We start from the raw sequence: 19,830 nt of genomic DNA, 5'->3' as shown, positions 1-19,830 counted from the left end.
GGTCTCTGAGGTCTATGCCCGCGAGGTCGCGAGCGAGGTGTGGGGTTTAGACGAGCGAGGTGCCCTTGGCGCGGGCATCCTTCAGCACGGCCGAGATCCCCTTCTTGTTGATCGTCTTGATCGTCTGGGCGGACACGCGGAGGGTGATCCACTTGTCCTCCTCCGGCACGTAGAACCGCTTCTTCTGCAGGTTCACGTTGAACCGACGGCGCACCTTGTTGTGGGCGTGCGAGACGTGGTTGCCGAACATCGGCTTCTTGCCGGTAATCTGGTCTGTGCGGGACATCGGTCGTCGCGGCACACGTCCGCGGGCTCGGGGAGGGATCCTTCGGGGCCGCTGCGCATCGGTGCACAGCAGAGCCATCGAACCTACGGCCCCTGCGGGGCGAGGCCAACCCGAAACCGGCCCAAACGTGTGAGTCTGGGGCGAAGACGGGGGCGGGGGAGTGGGGAGCTGGGCATGGGGACCGGGCAGAGCTTTTCGGTCCGGCAGATACGGCAACCGCGGCACCGTCTGCCCGCTCCCCGTTCCTCATTCCCCGTGCCTTAGAAGATCCCGACGCGGATCTGGACGGCGTGGTTTCGGCGCTGGAGCTGGCCGAGGAGGCGGCCGTCCTCGACGCCGTACGTGGCGTAGCCGATGCGGACGAACTTGGTCACGAGCGACGCGCCGGCCGTGGGCATCCCCTGGCTGACGCCGGCGCGGAGCTCGACGAGGCCCGCCAGACGCGCGCGCGCGCCACCCCGCAAGCCGGCCTGCGCCGACTGCTCGAAGTCGGACGTGGCCGCCGAGGTGTAGTCGACGCCGACGGAGGCGCGGACGCCAGGGATGGCGGGGAGCCGGAACGCGGCGCCGACGCGGGCGACGGCCTCGGTCGGGCGGTTGTCGAAGCGGGCCTCGAGCGCGGCGATCTCGGCGGTGTCGTCGGGCGTGCCCTCCGACCCGGACACGTCGATGGACCGGTCGAAGGCGTAGTCGATGGTGCCGCCGACGTTGGAGATCTCGGCGCCGAGGTCGAGGCCGGGCACGAGCACGTCGGTGGCGAAGGCGCCGACGGCCAGGCGGACGGCGTCGCCGCGCAGGACGTAGATCTTCTCGCCGTCGGGCTCGAGCGCGTCGACGGGGTCGGCCTTGGCCGTGACGCGGCGCTGGAGGTAGGTGGCCGAGGCGCCCACGCGCACGCCGAACGGCATCGCGAGAGCGGCGGGCGTCTTGCCGAGGTCGACGCCGACCACGACGGGCACGGCGATGTCGGCCTGGCTGTAGAGGTCGATAAACGGGACCCCGCCGCCGCCGTTCGTGATCCGGCCGCGCGAGACCGACGCGCCGTAGACGCCGGCGCCGACGGACGCGGGCCCGACGCCGAAGCGGACCGACGGGGCGAGGACGGCGAGGTCGGCGGTCTTGGGCTGGGCCCCGACGCGGAGCGCCTCGTTGTACAGCGCCGCGAGCCGGACGGGGTCCTCGGCGCGGATCTGGTCGAGGCCCTCCTCGATGGCCGGGCCGAGCTCGGCGTCGTAGAAGTCGACCGTCTCGCGGACGTTGCCACCCGCGCCGGCGGTCGCGCCGGCGATCGTCAGCGAGAAGCCGCGCGCGGTGATGTGGGCCGGGTTCGACAGGAACGGCGAGTCGAGTGTGGGCATGGCGGCCACGGCGCCGCCGGAGCCCAGGGCCACCAGGTCGGCGGCGCCGACGGGCGCCTCGCGCGCGGGCGTCACGACGGGCTGGGCGAGGGCGGGCACCGCGAGCGCGGCGGCGAGGGCGAGGAGGAGGGCGGGACGGCGCATCGAACGGGGAGTCAGGGGGGGACGAGGGGTATCGACCCGGAGCGGGGACGCTTTACCAAACGGCCCCAACGCGAGCCGGGGCGCCCGCGATGTGCGAGCGCCCCGGTCGCCGGAGAGGATCTGGGTGCCGAGGACGAGAGGCGGAGAAGAAGAGGATGGGAGAGGAGACCCTCGGCTCGTCTGCTCCTCCCGTCCACTTCTCCTGATGGGGGCTAGTCGGTGGTGCAGTAGCCGACGACGGACTCCTGGAGCTCGGTGTAGGCGTCGAGGGCGACCTCGACCACCTCGGTGGCGACGGAGCTGCCGCCGAGCAGCTCGGCGCGGGTGTCGAGGGCGAGGACGGCCTGGCCGAAGGCCTGGATCGGCGCCTCGGCGGCGTCACGGAGCTCGGCCTCGTCGTCGGCGCACAAGGCGATGGAGCCGTCGGCGAGCCGGTACCAGACGGTGCTGGGGGGGAGCTCCTCGGAGACGTAGAGGTAGGCGTCGACGAAGTCCGTGAGCGCGCTCACGGCGAGCGTCTGCGTCTGCTGGGCGCCGGTGAGGCCCTCGGCGCCGAGGTCGGCGATGGCGCCGGCCTGGTCGTAGACGAGCTCGCCGTCGGCGACGCTGGTGCAGAGCTGGAAGTCGGTGACGGCCGGGGGGACGACGCCGTCGAGCAGGCCCTCGGCGCGGTCGAGCGTCCCGGCGCCGGCGAGCAGCTCGTCGAAGCCCTCGACCTCGGTCGGGTCGAAGACCGTCGCGGTCGGGTCGTTGGCGAAGGCGCAGCCGCCGCGCGCGGCGGTCCGGCCCGTGCCGGAGCCGGTGGCGGTCTCGGTCAGGAACTGGCCGATGCGGTCGAGGTCGAGCAGGTCGATCCCGTCGCGCTGCAAGAGCGTCGTCGCCAGCTCGACGCGGACCTTGGAGTTGGCGGGCTCCTGGGCGAGCGCGCCCTCGAGGAGGGCCACGGCGTCGTCGAAGTTGCCCTGGTCGCGGGCGATCACGGCGTCGTCGACGGCCACGTCGACGCCGCCGTCGATGGACAGGGGGCCGACCTCGTCGCAGGCGGAGAGGGGCAGGAGAAGGACCGCGAGGAGCGGGAGCGTGAGCGTACGCATACGGAGGGCTGTGGGGTGGGCGTCCGGTATCGGGGGGAGGGCCGGGAAAGACGTTCGGCGCAAGCCTATGGAACCCGAGTGGGCGGTTTCAAGGGCCTAGACGTGCCGGGGCGCAGTCCTCAGCCAATCCGCAGGCGCCCCGCAGCGCGGGAGACCTCTTGCGCAGCGCGTGCGGGTCGTTGCAGAGCGCGTGCGGGGGCTTGCAGAGCGCGTGCGGGGGCTTGCAGAGCGCAGGTATGCCCTTGTGCCGCGCGGGAGGGCTCGTGCGCTGCGCGGGTGTGCCCGCGTGACAGATGCGAAGGGCTTGCGCCTGCCAAGCCGTGCTCCCCGGGCGGCCTCGAGCCCGAGACCGTCAGCCTACGCGCCCGACTGGACCGCCCGCGCGGGGTCGATGCGGGCGGCGCGAGCGGCCGGGTAGACGGCCGCCAGCGCGCACAGGCCGACGGCCACGACCACGACCGCGCCGATGTCGAGCGCCCGGATGGCGATGGGGTAGGCGTCGATCACGAACGAGCCGGCCTCGGCCAACTTGACCACGCCAAACGTTTTTTGAATGAGCGCGATGCCCAGCCCGACCGTCAGCCCGATGCCGGCGCCGACGCCGCCCACGAGCAGCCCTTCGAGCAGGAAGATGCGGCGCACATCCGCGCGGCTGGCGCCCATGGCCTGGAGCGCGCCCAGGTCGCGCTGCTTTTCGATGACGATCATGGTCAGCGCCCCGACGATGTTGAAGGCGGCGACGACGATGATGAGGGCGAGGATGGCGGAGGCGGCCCACTTCTCGAGCTTCATCACGCTGTAGAGCGAGCCCTGGAGGTCGTACCACGTCTGGACGTTGAACTGGCCGGGCGCGTCGGCGTCGAGGCGCGCCTGGAGGCGCTCGGCGACGGGGCCCGCGTCGTCGAGGTCGCTCAGCCGGAGGTCGACGCCGGTGACGGTGCCGCCGGTCGCGAACAGGCGCTGGGCCTGGTCGAGCGCGACGAAGACGTGGCCGTCGTCATACGTGGGCTCGAGGGAGAACGTGCCGCGGACCTCGAAGGCGCGCTGGTCGGGGATGCCGAAGGGGTACAGGGTGATGGCGCGTTCGAGCGCGCCGGCCGAGAGCAGCGACACCCGGCTGCCGGGGACGCGGCCGGCGCGCGGGCTGTCGGCGTCGAGCTGGACGCCCGGGTCGGCCGCGCGCGCGCCGGTCCGCCCCGCCAGCCCCGCGCCCATCACGATCCCGTTCGTCCCGTCGGTGCGGCCGAGGTCGAAGACGCCGTCGCGGATGGACTGGCCGACGCGGGCGTCGAGCGAGCCGGGGTCGACGCCGCGGACGGTGACGACCTGGCCGGGCCCGCCGCCGACCGCCAGCAGGGCCTTGCCCTCGACGTAGGCGCTCGCGTTGGCGATGCCGGGCTCGTCGCGCGCGATGGTCAGCAGCGCGTCGGCGTCCGCGATCCCGCGCGTGCCGACGGCCTCGATGCGGACGTGCGGGTCGTAGCTGACGAGCAGGTCGCGGACGACGTCGTAGAACCCGTTGAGCACGCTCAGCACGACCACGAGCGCGGCGACGCCGACGGCGACGCCGGCGACCGAGACGCCGGAGATGACGGAGATCAGCGTCAGCCGGCGGCGACTGGCGAGGTACCGGCGGGCGATGAGGAGGCGGTAGTCCAGGGCGGTGGAACGAAGTGTGCGGCGGGCGGTCGACTGGCGGCCTCCCCCGATCCGTGCCATCCTGAGCTGGCGAACGCGAAGCGTCGGCGTAGCCAAGATCTCAACGTAGGCCTGCGAGCCCTGACATCCGTCTTTACGAGCTGAGACGCTGGCGTCGAGATCCTTCGCTGGCGCTCAGGATGACAAGTGGGGGGCGGCTGCGCTAGCGGTTGGGGGCGGAGTCGGCGGGGCGGGGGCCGCCGGCGGCCTCGACCTCGGCGCGGATGCGGGCCATCTCGGCGCGCGCCTCCTCGAGCTGGCGCTCCTGGTCGACGAGCCGGCGCTCCCACTCCTGGAGGTCGGCGAGCGTCTCCGAGATGGCGGCCTCGCGGACTTCGAACGGCGCCATCTCGTAGTAGCCGCGGTCCTCGAAGTAGCCGCGGAAGAGGAAGTTGTGCTTGCCGGCCTCCATGAGCTCGGCGGCGCGGAACGTCGCGAGCGCGCCCCAGCCGGCGGCCTGGTTGAGGCGGTCGGTGATGGCGCGGATGTCGGCGGAGACCGTCTGGAGCTGGCCGGCGCCCTCCTGGAGCTGGGCGGCCGTGGCCAGGAACGTCTCGTAGACGGCGGGCTCGTTGAGGAACTTGGCGACGGTCCCCTCGCCGGTGTAGACGCGCGTCAGGATCTCGTCGACGCCGCGCGAGGCGTTCTCGGCGACGGCCACGAGCTGGTCGGCGCGGGCGGTAAAGCTGCGCAGCGTCTGCTGGGCCTCGGTGACGGTGCCGGCGAAGGCGTCGGCCGTGGCGACGGTGCTCTCGTAGAGCGTCTCGTCGTACAAGAAGCGGCCGAGCGTGCCCTGGCCGGTGCGGACGTCCGCCAACGTCTGGGACAGCCCGACGGTCACGGAGTCGAACCGGGCGACGGACTCGAACAGCCGCTCGGAGACCTCGGCGAGCGCGAACGGGTTGACGCCCTGGATCTGGCCGTTGTCGGCCACCTGCGGCCGGTCCGCGCTCCCGTCGGTCAGCGAGACGATGACGTTGCCGACGAGCCCGTCGGTCTGGATGAGCGCGCGGCTGTCCTCGCGGATGAGCGGGCGGGCCTCCTCGTCGATGGCCATGAAGACCATGATGGGGGCGCCGGGCTCGGCCGGCAGCTGCACCCGGTTGACGCGGCCGACCGAGATCCCGTTGTAGAAGACGGACGCGCCGGGCTGGAGCCCGGCCACGCGGTCGAAGCTGGCGCGGACGGCGAAGGTGTCGGCGAACAGGCTGTTCTGGCTCCCGATCACGAACATCACGCCGATGGCCGAGATGAGCGCGAGCAGGATGACGAGGCCGAGGCGGGCTTGGCGGGACATAATCGAGGGGTCAGCAGGGCCGACAGGTTACCGACGCATGTGGGAGGGATGGGCGGCCCGGAGGGCAACGCGGGGCGCCCGGGGTCAGGCGGTGCCGTACGCCTCGGTCCCGGTAAAGAACTCCTGGAGCGCGGGGTGGTCCGAGCGGCGGACCTCGGCGAGCGGCCCGGCCGCGACGATCTGGCCGTCGAGCAGGAAGTGGGCCGTGTCGGTGATGATCTCGGCCGCCAGCAGGTCGTGCGTGATGGCGATCGACGAGATGCCGCGCGTGTCGCGGAGCTTGACGATGAGCTCGGAGACGACGCGGACGGATACGGGGTCGAGGCCGGTCGTGGGCTCGTCGTACAAGATGATGTCGGGCCGCAGGATCAACGTGCGCGCCAGCCCGATGCGCTTTTTCTGGCCGCCGGAGAGCTCGGCCGGGTACTGGTCGCGGGTCTCGGGGAGGTTGACGTCCTCGAGCGACTCCATGATGAGGTCGTCCTTCTCGTCGTCGTCGAGCGTGGTCAGGCGGTCGAGGAAGAACCGCATGTTGCCGTAGACGGTCATCGAGTCGAAGAGCGCGCCGCCCTGGAAGAGGTAGCCCAGGCGCGTCCGCTTGCGGTCGAGCTGCTCCTGGTCCATGAGGTCGAGCCGCTCGCCGAGCACCCAGACCTCGCCCTTGTCCGGCGTCAGCAGGCCGACGACGTGCTTGGTGAGGACGCTCTTGCCCGTCCCGGACCCGCCGAGCACGACGGCGCTGGTCCCGCGCTCGACGGCGAGGTTGACGCCCTTCAGGATTTTCTTGGGCCCGAACCCCTTGTAGACGTCGCGGAGGTCGACGACGAGGTTGTCCGGCGGGGGCGGCGAGGTGCCCGTGATCCGGCCGCCCTCGGGGTCGGCGAGCCCGAGGTCCGGCTCGCCGGGGACGCCCGCAACGGGCGCGCCGGTCGGGTCGTCGGCTGGGCCGGCGAGGCCGTCGTCCGAGAGGGGATGGGGCCCGTCGGCCCCGTCGGGCGCGTCCCGCTGGCGGCGGGCGTCGGCGCGGTCGGAGAAACGGGACATACGGGAGGGGACGGGGTACGAGGGTCAGGGTACGGGGTGGGGGGAGGCGGGCCCGCGGGCCCGGGCCCCGTACCAGCCGCTCTAGGCGGCGCCGGAGATGTCGCCGAACAGGATGATCGAGGCGCGGACGATGACGACGTCGGCGATCAGGATGAGCAGGCTCGAGATGACGACGGCCTGCATGGCGGCCCGGCCCACCTCGCGCGTGCCGCCGCGCACGTTGTAGCCGAGGTAGCAGCTCACGATGCCGACGATGAACCCGAAGATCGAGGTCTTCATCGTGTCGACGACCACGTCCGCGAAGCGGAGCGTGTCGAAGGCCGTCGAGATAAAGATGCGGAGGTCCATCCCGTCGGACAGGACGGCCTCGAGGTAGCCGCCGGTCAGCGCCAGGATGTCGGTGATCATCGTCATCACGGGGAACATGATGACGCACGCCAGCACGCGCGTGACGACGAGGTAGCTGAACGGCTTGAGCGCGGCGACCTCGAGCGCGTCGATCTGCTCGGTCACCTTCATCGAGCCCAGCTCGGCGCCCATCCCGGCGCCCAGGCGGCCCGCCAGCACCAGGCTCGTCAGCACGGGCCCGATCTCTTTGATGACGCTCAGCGCCAGCATCGAGGGCAGGAAGCTCTCGGCCCCGAACCGCGCGAGTGTGCCCCGGCTCTGCATCGCGAGCACGACGCCGATCGAGAAGCCCACGACGCCGGTCAGCGTCAGGCTCTTGGTCCCGACCTCGTCCATCTGGGTCAGCAGCTCCTTGAACTCGAAGGGCCGCCGCCAGAACCGGCTGAAAAAGCGGCCCATGAAGGCGAACAGGCCGCCGGCCTCGGCGAAGAAGGCCTCGCCGGGCACGCTCGCCTCGCGCGCGACCTCCTTGCGCTCCTCGACCTTGCGCTCGACCTCCTTCTCCTGGAGGATCTTCTCGTTCTGCCGCGCCCGGCGCGAGGCGCGCAGCCGTGTCGTGAGCGAGTCGGTGGGCAGGGTCTCCATGGGCGGAAACTAGCGCAGCGGGTCGTCGGGGGTCGTCCGGTTCTGCCCCGCTGGCGCCAGCCTCTCTCGGCGCCACGCGGCGAGGGGACTGCTGGCGCGGGCCGCACGCCGAGCGCCCTCCAGCTCAGTACTGGCGGAGGTACGCCAGCGACTCGGCGTCGAAGCGCGGGGTGTCGACGCCGAAGTCGGCGAAGAAGGCCGTCGGGTCGCACGTGTTGCCCTCGACCAGCATCTCGAACTGGGCCGGCGAGATCGGCAGCAGCCCGGCCTTGCCCAACGTGTTCACGCCGAGCCGCGCGGCGACGATGGGGACGCGCGCGGTCGGCTTGGGCTCGATGCCACCGCCCCGGGCGATCCGGTCGAGCACGTCGCGGTACGGGATCCGCTCGGGCCCGGCCACGCAGTACGACATCCCCGCCGAGGCATCGCGGTCGACGGCCTGCGCCATCGCGTCCGCGCACGCGGCGACGTGGATCGGCTGGAGCTCGTAGTCGCCCTTGCCGAAGACGGGCAGCACGGGGAACGGCTGGACGAGCGTCTCCCACAGCCGCTTGGCGAACTCGGGGTTGTCCGGCCCCGGGTCGCCGAAGAGCGTCGACGGGCGAAAGATGACGAGGTGCTCGAACCCGACGCCGCGCACGACCTCCTCGGCCCGCCACTTGGTGGTCTGGTACGCGCTGGAGCCGTCCGCCCGGGCGCCGTTCGCGCTCATGTGGACAAAGCGCGTGACGCCGGCCTCGCGCGCCGAGAACGCCACGTTCCGAGTCCCGTCGACGTGGATTTTTTCGAACGTGACGCCCTTCGACGGGCTCTCGTCGATGATGCCGACGAGGTGGACGACCGCGTCGATGCCGTCGAAGGCGCCCCCCAGCGTGGCGAGGTCGGTCACGTCCCCCCGGGCGGTCTCGACGCCGTCGGGCAGGCCCGCGCCGTCGCCGCGGACGAGGGCGTGGACGGTGTGGCCGCGGTCGCGCAGGGCGGAGAGGACGTGGCCGCCGACGAAGCCGGTGGCGCCGGTGAGCAAGACGTGCATGACGGGATCGGGGGAGGGGACGGGTTGAGCGGCCCGGGGCCCGAACGGTTCCTCGTGTGCAACCGGGGAGGAGCGGGCGCGTAACTTTCACTCATCACTGAAAACGGTGGCCATGTCCCCGCCCCGCCTGCGTCTCGCCGCCCGGTTGTCGCTCGCGGTCGTGTGGCTGGGCGAGGGGGTGGGATTGAAGCTGTGGTTGCGCGACGCCGGAGAGCTGGCGCTCGTGGAGGCGTCGGGTCTGTGGGTCGGCTCCCCAGAGGCGACGCTCGTGGCGATCGGCGTGCTGGAGGCCGTCGCCGGCGTCGTGCTCCTCGTCGGCTACCGCGAGCGGCTGGCGGTAGCGGTCACGACGCTGGCGATGGCGGCGATCACGGCCGGCGTGGTGTGGGCCGATCCCTCGGCGCTGCTGGCGCCGCTCACGGGCGTGCTCAAGAACAGCGCCCTCGTGGTGTGCGCGGCCGTGGTGTGGACGCTGCCGGACGGGGTCCCTGCCGCGCCCGAGGCCGGCCGGTCCCCGGTCCCCGGCTTGCGATGACGCGCCGCGCCCGCCTGCTCGCTGGGCTCGACGCCCACCGCGCCGCCTTCTCGGCCCGCTTGGACGGATTGCCGGACGCCGTCGTCCACACCCGTCCGGCGCCGGGCGCGTGGTCGCTGGCGCAACTCGCCGAGCACCTCTTGTTGATCGACGGTGGCTTGACGCCCGACGGCCCGCCCGCCGGTCCGCTGGCGCGAGCGACCTCGGGCGTGCGGAGCGCGGGGATCCGGGCCGTCCTGTCGCTGCCGGCTCGGATCCCCGCCCCGCCGTCGGCGCAGGCGGTGATGCCGAGCCCCGCGCCCCGGTGGCCCGACGTCCGCCGTCGGTGGGCGGCGCTCCGTGCCGGGTGGCGCGAGTGGGGGCCGCGAGCCGGCACGGTCGCCTTTCGGCACCCCCTCGCGGGCCCGTTCTTGCCCGACGACGCGCTCGCGTTCCTGCTGGCCCACCACCGCCACCACGACGCCCAGGTGCGGCGGACGCTCGCCGGGCTCGCGAGAGAAGAGGAGTAGAGGAACAGACGAGTAGAAGCGGTGGGGCGTGGAGGTCGCGGGGACGGGATGAGGCCATCTTCTGCCTCGTCTCCTTCTGTCTTCTCTTCCCCTCGTGCATTACGACCCCGCAGCGCTCGCGCGCGACCTCAAGGCCCAGGCCCGGCGCATCGGGTTCGACGGCGTCGGCATCGCGACGGCGACGCGGCTCGACGCCGAGGCGGCGCGGCTGGAGGCGTGGCTGGCCGACGGCCGCCACGGCGGCTCGGACGGGGCGATGACGTGGCTAGAGCGCAACTTCGACAAGCGCGTCGACCCGCGCGTGCTGGTGCCCGGCGCGCAGAGCGTCGTGTCGGTCTTCGTGAGCTACTTCCAGCCCGGGCGGCAGCCCGGCGAGGGCGGCGGCGCCAAGATCAGCCGCTACGCCTGGGGCGACGACTACCACGACGTGCTCAAAGAGAAGCTCGCCGAGCTGTTCGACTGGCTCGACACCCGGACCGGAGGCGCCGGCGGCCGCGCCTTCGTCGACTCGGCGCCCGTCATGGACAAGGCGTGGGCCCAGCGCGCCGGCCTCGGCTGGCAGGGCAAGAACACGAACCTGCTGACAACCACGCACGGCTCATTCGTCTTCCTGGGCGAGCTCATCGTCGACGTCCCACTCGCGCCGGACCCGCCGTTCCGCGCCGACCACTGCGGGAGCTGCACGCGCTGCCTCGACGCCTGCCCGACGGGCGCGCTCGACGCGCCGTACCAGATCGACGCGACGCGCTGCATCTCGTACTGGACGATTGAGCACCGGGGGCCGGACCTGCCCGAGCTGGCGGCCGAGTTCGGCGCGTGGGCCTTCGGCTGCGACATCTGCCAGGACGTGTGCCCGTGGACCAAGTTTTCCCAGCCGACCCGCGACGCGCGCTTCCTGCCCCGCCCGGGCGTGACGGACACGCCCGCGAAGGCGTGGGCGGAGATCGACCTCGAGGCCTTTCGCGAGCGGTTCCGGCGCAGCCCGGTCAAGCGGGTCAAGCACGAGGGGTTCGTGCGGAACGCGGAGAACGCGGCTCGGAATCCGTGAGGCGGAGGGACGGCGGTCGCCCTGCCACAGTGTCTCGGCGACCGCACCCCTCACCTTGTCCCTCTCCCACGGGGAGAGGGGGCGCCGGGGAGGTGCGCCCCTTTAGGCGCGCGGCAGCGCGAGCGTAAACGTGGAGCCCTCGCCCTTGACGCTGGCGGCCGAGAGGTCGCCGCCCATCTGGTCCGCCAGCCGGTGCGCGATGGCGAGCCCCAGTCCGGTCCCGCCGTAGTCGCGGTTGACGCGGGCGTCCTCCTGGACGAACGGCTCGAAGACGGCCTCCAGCACGTCGTCGGCGATGCCGACGCCGGTGTCGCGGACCTCCAGGCGGACGCGGTCGCCGACCGCCGCGAGCGAGACGGCGACGGAGCCGGCGGGAGTGAACCGGGCGGCGTTCGACAGGAGCTGGTCGACGACTTGCTCCAGCCGCGACGGGTCGGCCTCGACGGTGAGCGCGTCGGCGGGGGCGGCCACGGTGAGGGCGACGCCGCGCGCGGCCAGGCCGACGGCGTGCTTCGCGGCGACGGCGCGCGCGAGCGTGACGAGGTCGACGGGTTGGCGAGCGAGGTCGAGGGCGCCGGTCTCCAAGCGCGACAGGTCGAGCAAGTCGGTGACGAGCCGGAGCGCGCGGCCGGCGGCGTCGCGGATGGTGCCGGCGAACTCGGCGACCTCGGGCGGGGCGCCCGGGATGTCGGCGGCCTCCTCGACGAGGAGGTCGGAGAAGCCGCGGATGGCGCCGAGCGGCGTGCGGAGCTCGTGGCTCATCATGCGCAAAAAGGCCATCCGGGTCTGTGCCGCGCGCTCGGCGATGCGCCGCGCGCGGTCGAGCTGGGCCTCGGCCTCCTTCTGCGCCGTCACATCCGCGAGGAGCCCGCCGGCGACGGGGCGGCCGACGGCGTCGACGGAGGGGCGGGCCCGCTCGGAGATCCACACGACCTCGTCGTCGTCGAGGCGCAAGCGGACCTCGACCTGGGACGGTTCGCCGGCGCGCAAGCAGGCGTCGTGGGCCTCGAAGGCCGTGCGGTCCTCGGGGACGACGAGGTCGGCCCAGTCGGCGTCGCCCGCCAGCACGACGTCGGGGTCGAGGCCGGTGATGGCCTCGGCCTGGGCGGTCACGAAGGCGTAGGCACGATGGCCGTCGTCGTCGTAGCCGAAGGTGAACAGGGCGTCGTCGAGGTCGGCGACGGTGCGGCGGAAGCGGGCCTCGGCCTCGACCCAGGCCCACAGCGTGCCGAAGAGGGCACCCAGGCGTCCGGCGGCGGCCTTGCAGTCCGAGGTCCAGGGCGTCTCACGGCCGAGCACGAACGCGCCGGGGACCGAGCCCTCGACCGGGACGACGAGCACGGACGCGGCGCCGAGTGCGTCGGCAAGCGGGCTGCTATCAAGGGCGACGGGCGCGTGGCCGGTGAGCGGGGGCGCGTCGCTCGCCTCGACCTCGACGAGCGCGGGGGACGCGGAGTGGGGCCACGCGGCGCACCGGACGAACGCGCCCGTCTGGCCCTCGCCGACGAGCGCGACGGCGACCTCGGCACCTAGCGCCTCGCCCATCCGGGTCACGCCGGCTTCGAGCAGCGCGAGCGCGTTCGGCCGCGACAGGGCGACGTTGCGGAGCGCAGCCTCGGCGGCTTCGAGGCGGTCGGCGAGGGGCGGAGGGGCTGCGGTCGGGGCCATGGCGCCGGGTATCGGCGGGGAGGGCGCCGGTCTCTAGCCGGGGCGGCGAGCCGGTGGAAAGGCCCGACGGGCGCCTTCGTCGTGTGCCCCGGCGTTCGGAACGTGCCGGCTGCGCACGGGTGGACGCTGTCCGCGAGCCGGTCGGCGGTCTCCCCGAGCGGGTCGGTGGCCGTCGCGTGTCGGTGCGGGCTCGTCGCCCCTACGAGGCGGCGGCGGCAACGCGGCGCTCGGCGGGGATCACCCACAAGCCCCACGAGAGGCCCGCGACGATCTGGACGCCCGCGAGCCCGGCGATCAGCGCGCCCAGCGCCAGCCCGCCCTCCAACAGCAGCCCGGCGACGACGATGGAGACGCTCTCGACGAGCGTCACCAGCAGCCAGTCCGTCGAGATCACGCGGCCGCGGAACGTGTCGGCGGCGCGGTCCTGCAGGAGCGTGGTCGAGAGCACCCAGTTGGCGCCACTCGCGCCGTGCGCGAACACGACGAGCGCGGCGACGGCCCAGCGCGCGTCGCCCGCGACCGCGATGCCGAGGTAGCCGAGCCCGCAGGCGATGGTGCAGCCCGCGAGCACGGTCGGCCACCGGCGCTCGTCCTGGAACAGGGCGCGTGTGAGGACCGGCCCGAGCCCGGTGCCGAGCCCGCGCGCGGCGAACAGGATGCCGATGCCGGTCGTGCCGGCTGAGGGGAACAGGCTGTCGCCCAAGAGGGCCAGCGAGAACATCAAGCCGCCGCCGCCGATGCCCCAGGCGGCCTTCGCGAACACGAACCGGGCGACCGCCGGGCGCTGGCGGACGTAGCGCCAGCCGTCGGCGACCTGGGCGACGGCCGTGCCGACGACGGACCGCACGACGCCGTCCTCGGCCGTCGTCTGAGCCTCGGTCTTGGGCACGGCGATCCGGGCGATGAGCGCGGCGCTGACGAGGTAGGTCGCCGCGTCGAGCACGAACACGACGTCCGTGCCGAAGGCGTCGACGGCGGGGCCCCCGGCGGCGGCGCCGACGGCCAGCATCGTGGACCACGTGGCCGAGAGCAGCGCGTTGGCGGTGAGCAGCTCGCCGGGCCCGGTGATGCGCGGGAGCACGGCGTTCTTGGCCGGCGTGAACGCGGCGCTGACGGCGATCTGGGCGGCGCCGAGCACGTAGAGCAGCCACAGGTCGTCGACCTCGCGGATGAACAGGAAGCCGAGCACGAGCGCGGCGCGCACCAGGTCGGCGCCGATCATCAGCTTGCGGCGATCCAGGCGATCGGCGAGCACGCCCGCGATGGGGGAGGCGAGCGCGAGCGGGATCAGCTTGGTCAGGAAGACGCCGCCGAGGGCGGCCTCCGACCCCGTGAGGTCGAGCGCCAGCCGGTACAGCGCGAGTGTGTTGAACCAGTCGCCGAAGAGCGAGACGACCGTCCCGCCCCACAGCAGGCGCACGTCGCGGTTGCGGCGCAGCAGGGCGCCGAAGCCGACGGTGCCGCGCAGGCGGTTGGGGGGACTCGACATCGGCGCGGCACACGACCGCTGCCGCGGCGAAGTTCACCGCCCCCGCCCCGCCGCCCGGTGATCCTCCGCCTCTTCTCGCTCCTGCCGCTCGCGCTCGCCCTGGCGGGGTGCGTCGCCAGCGACGCGGCGCGGGCGCCCGCCGAGGCGCGGCAGGTCGTCGCCGAGGGGCGGTTCGAGATCGAGGGGCGCGCCGGGCAGGGCGCGTACGGTGTGCGCGTGCACCTCCTGCTCCACCGGCGCGGCGGCGGCTGGGAGCGCGCGCTCGACGGGCCGGACCGCCAGCAGGCGACCGTCGGACCGGACGGCGCGTTCCGGGGCTGGGAGCGCGCGCTCGACGGGCCGGACCGCCAGCAGGCGACCGTCGGACCGGACGGCGCGTTCCGGATCGCGCTGGCGACGGCCGCCGACCTGTCCGCCTTCGACAGCGTGGCCGTCGCGCCGGCGACCGAATCCGAGGCGATCCGGCTACTCCGCGCCGACGCCGTTCGGGCCGGCGACGGGCCGGTGCTGTGGCGGTCGGCCGTGCGCCGGCCGCTGCCGCCGTCGGGCGACGTGGTGCTGGCGGGGATCGCGGGCGCCGTCCCCCGGCCCGTCGGCGTCGCGGTCCGCACGGCGACCATCGCGCGCGAGTTCGTGCACCGGCTCTACGACGGCGCCCCCCCGTTTGCCCTGCCGCGCGTCGACGTGGAGCTGAGCGGCGGCGGGGGCTACGTGTTCCAGACCATCGACCCCGACGCGCCGTGGGGCCACGAGATCGAGGTCCGCGCGGCGGGCGTCACGCCCGCGCTGATGGCGCATGAGTACGGGCACTACGTGAGCTACCGGATGTGGGGCGCGGACGCGGTCCGGTACGCGCTCCGCAACCGCCAACTCCGCGAGGGATGGGCCATCTTCTTCTCATTCGCCGCGCGAGCGTACGCCGCCGCCCAATACGGCGACCAGGACCTCGCGCCATCGAATCCCGAGCGCGCGCCGTTCACCGACCGCATCGACGCGGACGTGCGCTACGACCGGATCTCGTACGGCGTCTCGCACCCCGACTACCCTGCCATCGGGGCCCTCTTGTGGAGCTTGTACGACCGCGCCGCGCCGTCGCCGTTCGAGCCCGAGGGGCCGAGCGCGGGGAGCCTGGCCGGCGACAACGACGACATCTCGGGCGGCGTCGCCGTGTTCGAGGCCGTCCGCACCGCTCGCGCCCACGTGTTCGACGAGGCCGGCGTTCTCGAGGTCGTCGCCGCCTTCCGCGCGGCCCACCCCGGCCTCGGCGAGTCCATCGGCGGGGCCCTCGCCTTTTTCCTGTGCCCCGCCGCGCCCGACTGCGACGTGAAGGCGCCCGCCAGCGACGACCCGCGCACGGCGTCGCTCACGCTGCGCCCGGTGTCGCCCGCGAACCTGGTGGCCCGGCGCGTGCCCGGCGGCGTGGCGCTGACGTGGGTGCCGCGGACGTACGCAGCGCCGTGGGCGAATCGGCCCGAGGCGGTCCACGTGTACCGCGACGGCGTCCGGGTGGCGGTGCTGGCGGGGACGGCGTCGGGCTGGCTCGACGCGGGCGCGAGCGGGGGGACGTACGAGGTCCGGGCGGTCGGCGGCGGCGGGGAGTCGGCGGGCGGGGCGATGGCGCGGGTGGAGTAGGGGCGACCCGGCGAATCGCTCGGGGTGAGCGCGGTGCCCGGCAGATCCCCCCGCTCGGACGCGCGCACCGATCGCCACTCTTGCACGGTTGGAATTGCGCGTCCAAGCTGTCCCCCTTTGGCCAAAGGGGGACAGTCCGCGCGGCTCCATGCCATCCGTGCAAAGCGGCCTCGCTGCTGACACCTGTCCCTCCCCAGCGCGCCGCGCGGACGGGGGGATTTGCCGAGCGAGGCCCATTAGACGGCCGTCGCCAGCCGCCGCCGGAGCGTGGGCAAGAGCGCCGCCAGCACGACGGCTGCGAGCGCCGCCAGCGCCGCCGCCGCGGCCCACAGCACGGGCGCGCCCGCCGACGCCAGCACGAGCCCGCCAAGGAAGGGGCCGACGGCCTTCGACAGCCCCCACGCGGCGTGGTAGACGCCCTGGTACGAGCCGCGCAACGCGACCGGCGCCAGCCCGGCCACCAGCGTCGGCACGACGGGCAGGAACGCCATTTCCCCAAGTGTCCACACGACGCTGGCGGCGGCGTAGACGGCGAACGTGTCGGCGGGAACCGTGAGCGCCAGCCCGAGCGCGATCAGGGCGACCGAGGCGGGCAGCCACGCCGTCGTCATGCGGGCGCCGGCGAACGCGGCGACGGGCAGCCCGACGAGCACGATCAGCCCGCCGTTGACGGTGATGACGAGGCCGTAGTCGAGCTCCGTCAGCCCGTCGGCGGCCATCGTGAGGGGGAGCGTCGCGAAGAGCTGCATGAAGCCGACCCCGACGAAGAGCATCGCGAGGGCGAGCGCCGCGAGCGTGCCGTCGCGGCGGAGGGGCCCCAGGTCGATGCGGCGACCGGCGAGGGGCCTCGCGTCCTCCGGCCGCGTCTCGGGCACGGCGACGGCCACAATGACGGCGTAGCCCAAGAGCGTGGCGCCCTCCAGCCAGAACAACCACCCGTACGACACCGACGCCAGCAGCCCGCCGAGGGCGGGGCCGACGGCCGAGCCGAGGTTGATGGCCCAGTACACGAGCGCGTACCCCCGCGCGCGCTCCGCCTCGGGCAGCAGGTCGGCGACGGCCGCCGAGACGGCGGGCCGGTACATCTCGGCGACGAGCCCGAACGCGAACGCCAGCCCGGCGACGGCCGGGAACGTGGTCGCGAACGGGATGGCCCCGACGGGGAGCGCCGCGCCGGCCAGGCTCAGCAGCAGGACCGGCCGGCGCCCGATCCGGTCGGACAGCCACCCGCCGACAAAGCCGCCCGTGAACGCGCCCGCGCCGTAGAGCGACACGGCGGCGGTCGCGGCGGCGATCCCGAACCCGCGCTGGCTCGTCAGGAAGAGCGCCAGGAACGGCAGCACGACCAAGCCCGTCCGGTTGACGAACGTGCCGACGACGAGGGCCCAGAACGGGCGGGGGTAGGCGCCGAGCGCGGTGCGGAGAGAGGCCACGAAACAGGGCGCCCCGACCGAGGGCATCGGCCGGGGCGCGCAGGCGAGGGCAGGCAGGCGCTAGCTGCCGAGCTTGTCGGCGGCCTTGCCGAGCAGGTCGGTCGCCTTCTCGGCCGCCTTCTCGGCGAGGTCGCCCGCCATCTCGGCGGCCTTGCCCGCGGCCTTCGAGGCCTGGTCCTTGAGCGCGTCGGGCGCGAGGTCGGCCGCCTTGGCGGCGAGGTCGCCGGCCGCGTCGCCGGCCTTGTCCGCCGCGTCCTTGGCGAGCTCGCCCGCGCTGTCTTTGAGGCTGTTGAAATCCATCGGTCTAGGGGGAGGGGAGCCCGAATCTAGCGAGGCGCGCGATCTGTGTGGTGGGAGCCCTCCGGGGCGGGGGAAGGAGGAGAAAGTAGCGGAGAAGAGGAAAGGAAGAGACGCGGATTCGAGGCTCCATGTGGCATGGGCCGACTCCGGTTCTACGCGTCTTGACCTCTACTCGTCCACTCCTCTAGTCCTCTTCTCTCAACAAAAAAAGCGCCCCGCTGGCCGGAGCCAGCGGGGCGCAGTCGTCGGAGCGACAGGCCGCTTAGGTGCGCTTGTCGATGGCGTCCTCGGCCTTGTCGGCCGTGTCGGCATAAGCGTCGCCGGCCGTCTTGCGGGCCTTGCCGGCCATCTCTTCGGCCGCGCCGCGCGCCTGCATCGACTCGTTGTCGAGGGCGTCGCCTACGTTCTTCTTGACTTTGCCCTTGAGCTCGTCGAAGGCGCCGGCGGCCTGCTCCTTGCGGCCCCGCGCTTCTTCCTTGTGGAGCTTGCGCTGGGCGTCGTTGGTGAGGTCGTCCATGAGAGAGGGGGGATGGTGAGGGGAGGGCTCTGACACACCCCGCACACGTGGGGTCCCGGGGCCGATCGAATTCACCGACGGCGCCCCTCCCGGCAGTTAGGAGTCGATGGTCGCCCCTCTACCGCTTGCGGTAGTCGTCGCGCGAGCCGGTGTAGTCGCGGACGAGCCGCCCGACGATCCGCTCGGCGGCGAGGTCCGCCAGCCGGCCGAGGCCCGTTGCCATCTCGTCGGCGGACAGGTCCGAGAGCGCGCGCCCGGTGATGACGTTGCCGACGGCGACGGGCAGCCCGAACAGGGCCCGGTCGACGACCTCGCGCTCGGCCAGCTCGGAGGTCCACAGCGGGGCGCGGGTGCGGGCGTCGAGCAGGCGCGCCTCGCCCGCGAGCACGAAAAAGACGGCGCCCTCGAAAGAGTCGGCCACGAGCGCGTAGTCGGCGATGCGCAAGTCGAGCACGAAGTCGGCGGTCTCGGGGCGGGCGGCCGTCCCGAAGCCGAGCGCCCGGGCCGAGCCCGCGAGCGCCTGCCGCGCCACGCGGTCGGCCACGTCGACCGTCGCGACGACGCTGTCGAGGCGGGCCTGGGCGCGGCGCGCCGCGCGGCGCTTGGCGCCGGCGGTCCCGATGCGGACGGCCGTGCCGACGGGGTCGTAGGGGTCGATCCCCGACTCGAGCGGGCTCCCGGCCTGGACGCGCGGCGCGGGCGGGATGGCGGCCGTGACCGCCACGCGGCGGCCGTCGAGCGAGACCTCGCCCAGGCGGTGCGACGTGCCGCACCCCGAGGCGAGCGCGGCGACGGCGAGCAGGAGGGCGGAAGCGAGGAGCGGGCGGGGCACGGGGTCTGCGAGGGGTGAGCGCGCTAGCTTAGCCGCCGCTCCCCCGGTTCCGGTAACCCCACGTCATGCCGTACGTCGTCTCCCAGCCCTGCATCAACTGCAAGCACACCGACTGCGTCGAGGTCTGCCCCGTCGACTGCTTCTACGAGGGCCCCAACTTCCTGGTGATCCACCCCGACGAGTGCATCGACTGCAACGCGTGTGTGCCGGCGTGCCCCGTCGAGGCCATCTACGCCGACGACGAGCTGCCCGAGGACCAGACGCACTACGCGGAGTGGAACACGTATCTCGCGACCCAGTGGCAGGCGCTCGGCTACAACATCACCGAGAAAAAGGAGGAGCTCCCGGGCTGCGGCGACTCCAACGACGCGACCGAGGAGGACATCCTGACCTGGGAGGGTGCGGAGTAGCGCGCGGCGGTCGCCAGCGGTCCGGGCGGTGCCTCGGCCTTCCACCCTGTCATCCTGAGCGCCAGCGCACCCGAAGAGAACGCAGCTAGCGCGACCCTCACGCCCGTCCTTCCGCTCGTCGCAAGCTGTAGGGCCACGCTGAGACCCCTCGCTGGCTCAGAAACTGTTTAGGGAAGCCGATTTCCCTCACATGAGTCATCCCCGCGCAGGCGGGCCCCCGCAAGGGAAGGCGCCAGCCAATCCATCCGGCGGTGCTCGGATGGCACCTCTGCGGCCCCTCGCCCCTCGCCCTGTCCCTCTCCCATTGGGAGAGGGGACGCCTTCGGAGAGCTCGCGTCATTCCCCAAACAGTCTCTCAGGATGATAGAGTCGGGACGTCGGGTGCCAGACTCGTGCGGCCCGCAGAGCCGGTCGCTCAGAGCGCCGCGACGAGGGAGACGACCAAGATCACCGAGACGAGCATCGAGCGGAGCGTGGCGCGGGAGGGGAGGGCCATGTCGTTGGTCGGAC

At 73.2% G+C, this 19,830-nt stretch carries 19 protein-coding genes; 5 read left to right on the top strand and 14 right to left on the bottom strand.

Annotated elements, in window-relative coordinates:
- Positions 1–46 precede the first annotated feature (46 nt).
- The 8 genes from rpmB to ACLIRP_RS13845 all read right to left on the bottom strand — a co-directional run bounded on the left by rpmB (position 47) and on the right by ACLIRP_RS13845 (position 8,947).
- Entirely contained in the window at positions 47–286 is a 240-nt protein-coding gene (gene rpmB, locus ACLIRP_RS13880; protein ID WP_412061062.1) for a 50S ribosomal protein L28, read from the bottom strand.
- 260 nt (positions 287–546) lie between these two features.
- Positions 547–1,788 carry a hypothetical protein gene (locus ACLIRP_RS13875; protein ID WP_412061061.1) on the bottom strand — a complete coding sequence of 414 codons (1,242 nt, stop codon included), beginning with the start codon at positions 1,786–1,788 and terminating at the stop codon, positions 547–549.
- 212 nt (positions 1,789–2,000) lie between these two features.
- Positions 2,001–2,882 (bottom strand): tetratricopeptide repeat protein, encoded by an 882-nt coding sequence (locus tag ACLIRP_RS13870; protein WP_412061060.1) that lies wholly within the window; start codon positions 2,880–2,882, stop codon positions 2,001–2,003.
- 357 nt (positions 2,883–3,239) lie between these two features.
- The gene (locus ACLIRP_RS13865) at positions 3,240–4,601 is read right to left on the bottom strand and encodes an FtsX-like permease family protein (protein ID WP_412061059.1); all 1,362 of its coding nucleotides are present in this window, start codon (positions 4,599–4,601) and stop codon (positions 3,240–3,242) included.
- A 142-nt stretch (positions 4,602–4,743) separates the two neighbouring features.
- Complete coding sequence (locus tag ACLIRP_RS13860) at positions 4,744–5,877, bottom strand: MlaD family protein (RefSeq protein WP_412061058.1); 1,134 nt, start codon at positions 5,875–5,877, stop codon at positions 4,744–4,746.
- An 84-nt stretch (positions 5,878–5,961) separates the two neighbouring features.
- Positions 5,962–6,921, bottom strand: coding sequence for an ABC transporter ATP-binding protein (locus ACLIRP_RS13855; protein WP_412061057.1), 960 nt, complete (start codon positions 6,919–6,921; stop codon positions 5,962–5,964).
- 81 nt (positions 6,922–7,002) lie between these two features.
- Positions 7,003–7,914, bottom strand: a complete 912-nt coding sequence (locus ACLIRP_RS13850; RefSeq protein ID WP_412061056.1) for an MlaE family ABC transporter permease — start codon at positions 7,912–7,914, stop codon at positions 7,003–7,005.
- Between the two features lie 124 nt (positions 7,915–8,038).
- Positions 8,039–8,947: an NAD-dependent epimerase/dehydratase family protein gene (locus ACLIRP_RS13845; RefSeq protein ID WP_412061055.1), complete on the bottom strand. Its 909-nt coding sequence runs from the start codon at positions 8,945–8,947 to the stop codon at positions 8,039–8,041.
- Positions 8,948–9,059: 112 nt separating this feature from the next.
- On the opposite strand from ACLIRP_RS13845, the gene ACLIRP_RS13840 reads away from it, so the two are divergent.
- The 3 genes from ACLIRP_RS13840 (at position 9,060) to queG (ending at position 11,039) form a co-directional block, all read left to right on the top strand.
- Complete coding sequence (locus ACLIRP_RS13840) at positions 9,060–9,482, top strand: DoxX-like family protein (protein ID WP_412061054.1); 423 nt, start codon at positions 9,060–9,062, stop codon at positions 9,480–9,482.
- Positions 9,479–9,991 carry a DinB family protein gene (locus ACLIRP_RS13835; RefSeq protein WP_412061053.1) on the top strand — a complete coding sequence of 171 codons (513 nt, stop codon included), beginning with the start codon at positions 9,479–9,481 and terminating at the stop codon, positions 9,989–9,991. Before ACLIRP_RS13840 ends, ACLIRP_RS13835 begins: the two co-directional genes overlap by 4 nt.
- 94 nt (positions 9,992–10,085) lie before the next feature.
- On the top strand, positions 10,086–11,039 hold the full coding sequence (queG, locus tag ACLIRP_RS13830) for a tRNA epoxyqueuosine(34) reductase QueG (protein WP_412061052.1): 954 nt from the start codon (positions 10,086–10,088) through the stop codon (positions 11,037–11,039).
- Positions 11,040–11,141: 102 nt separating this feature from the next.
- On the opposite strand, the gene ACLIRP_RS13825 is transcribed toward queG, so the two are convergent.
- On the bottom strand, positions 11,142–12,707 hold the full coding sequence (locus tag ACLIRP_RS13825; RefSeq protein ID WP_412061051.1) for an ATP-binding protein: 1,566 nt from the start codon (positions 12,705–12,707) through the stop codon (positions 11,142–11,144).
- Positions 12,708–12,906: 199 nt separating this feature from the next.
- Positions 12,907–14,196, bottom strand: a complete 1,290-nt coding sequence (locus tag ACLIRP_RS13820; RefSeq protein ID WP_412061050.1) for an MFS transporter — start codon at positions 14,194–14,196, stop codon at positions 12,907–12,909.
- Between the two features lie 57 nt (positions 14,197–14,253).
- Here ACLIRP_RS13820 and ACLIRP_RS13815 point away from each other — a divergent pair, with 57 nt between their 5' ends.
- Positions 14,254–15,828: a hypothetical protein gene (locus ACLIRP_RS13815; protein WP_412061049.1), complete on the top strand. Its 1,575-nt coding sequence runs from the start codon at positions 14,254–14,256 to the stop codon at positions 15,826–15,828.
- Positions 15,829–16,064: 236 nt separating this feature from the next.
- On the opposite strand, the gene ACLIRP_RS13810 is transcribed toward ACLIRP_RS13815, so the two are convergent.
- The 4 genes from ACLIRP_RS13810 to ACLIRP_RS13795 all read right to left on the bottom strand — a co-directional run bounded on the left by ACLIRP_RS13810 (position 16,065) and on the right by ACLIRP_RS13795 (position 18,910).
- Positions 16,065–17,261 (bottom strand): MFS transporter, encoded by a 1,197-nt coding sequence (locus ACLIRP_RS13810; protein WP_412061048.1) that lies wholly within the window; start codon positions 17,259–17,261, stop codon positions 16,065–16,067.
- A 60-nt stretch (positions 17,262–17,321) separates the two neighbouring features.
- On the bottom strand, positions 17,322–17,561 hold the full coding sequence (locus ACLIRP_RS13805) for a hypothetical protein (RefSeq protein ID WP_412061047.1): 240 nt from the start codon (positions 17,559–17,561) through the stop codon (positions 17,322–17,324).
- A 262-nt stretch (positions 17,562–17,823) separates the two neighbouring features.
- Positions 17,824–18,078 carry a CsbD family protein gene (locus ACLIRP_RS13800; protein WP_412061046.1) on the bottom strand — a complete coding sequence of 85 codons (255 nt, stop codon included), beginning with the start codon at positions 18,076–18,078 and terminating at the stop codon, positions 17,824–17,826.
- A 118-nt stretch (positions 18,079–18,196) separates the two neighbouring features.
- Complete coding sequence (locus tag ACLIRP_RS13795; RefSeq protein WP_412061045.1) at positions 18,197–18,910, bottom strand: hypothetical protein; 714 nt, start codon at positions 18,908–18,910, stop codon at positions 18,197–18,199.
- Positions 18,911–18,975: 65 nt separating this feature from the next.
- Between ACLIRP_RS13795 and ACLIRP_RS13790 the strand changes: the two genes are divergently transcribed.
- Positions 18,976–19,320: a 4Fe-4S dicluster domain-containing protein gene (locus ACLIRP_RS13790; RefSeq protein ID WP_412061044.1), complete on the top strand. Its 345-nt coding sequence runs from the start codon at positions 18,976–18,978 to the stop codon at positions 19,318–19,320.
- Positions 19,321–19,830: the final 510 nt, after the last annotated feature.

Origin of the sequence: Rubrivirga halophila (assembly GCF_046845755.1) — a bacterium.
Taxonomy (GTDB): domain Bacteria; phylum Bacteroidota; class Rhodothermia; order Rhodothermales; family Rubricoccaceae; genus Rubrivirga.
This window is presented reverse-complemented; position numbering and strand designations above follow the sequence as displayed.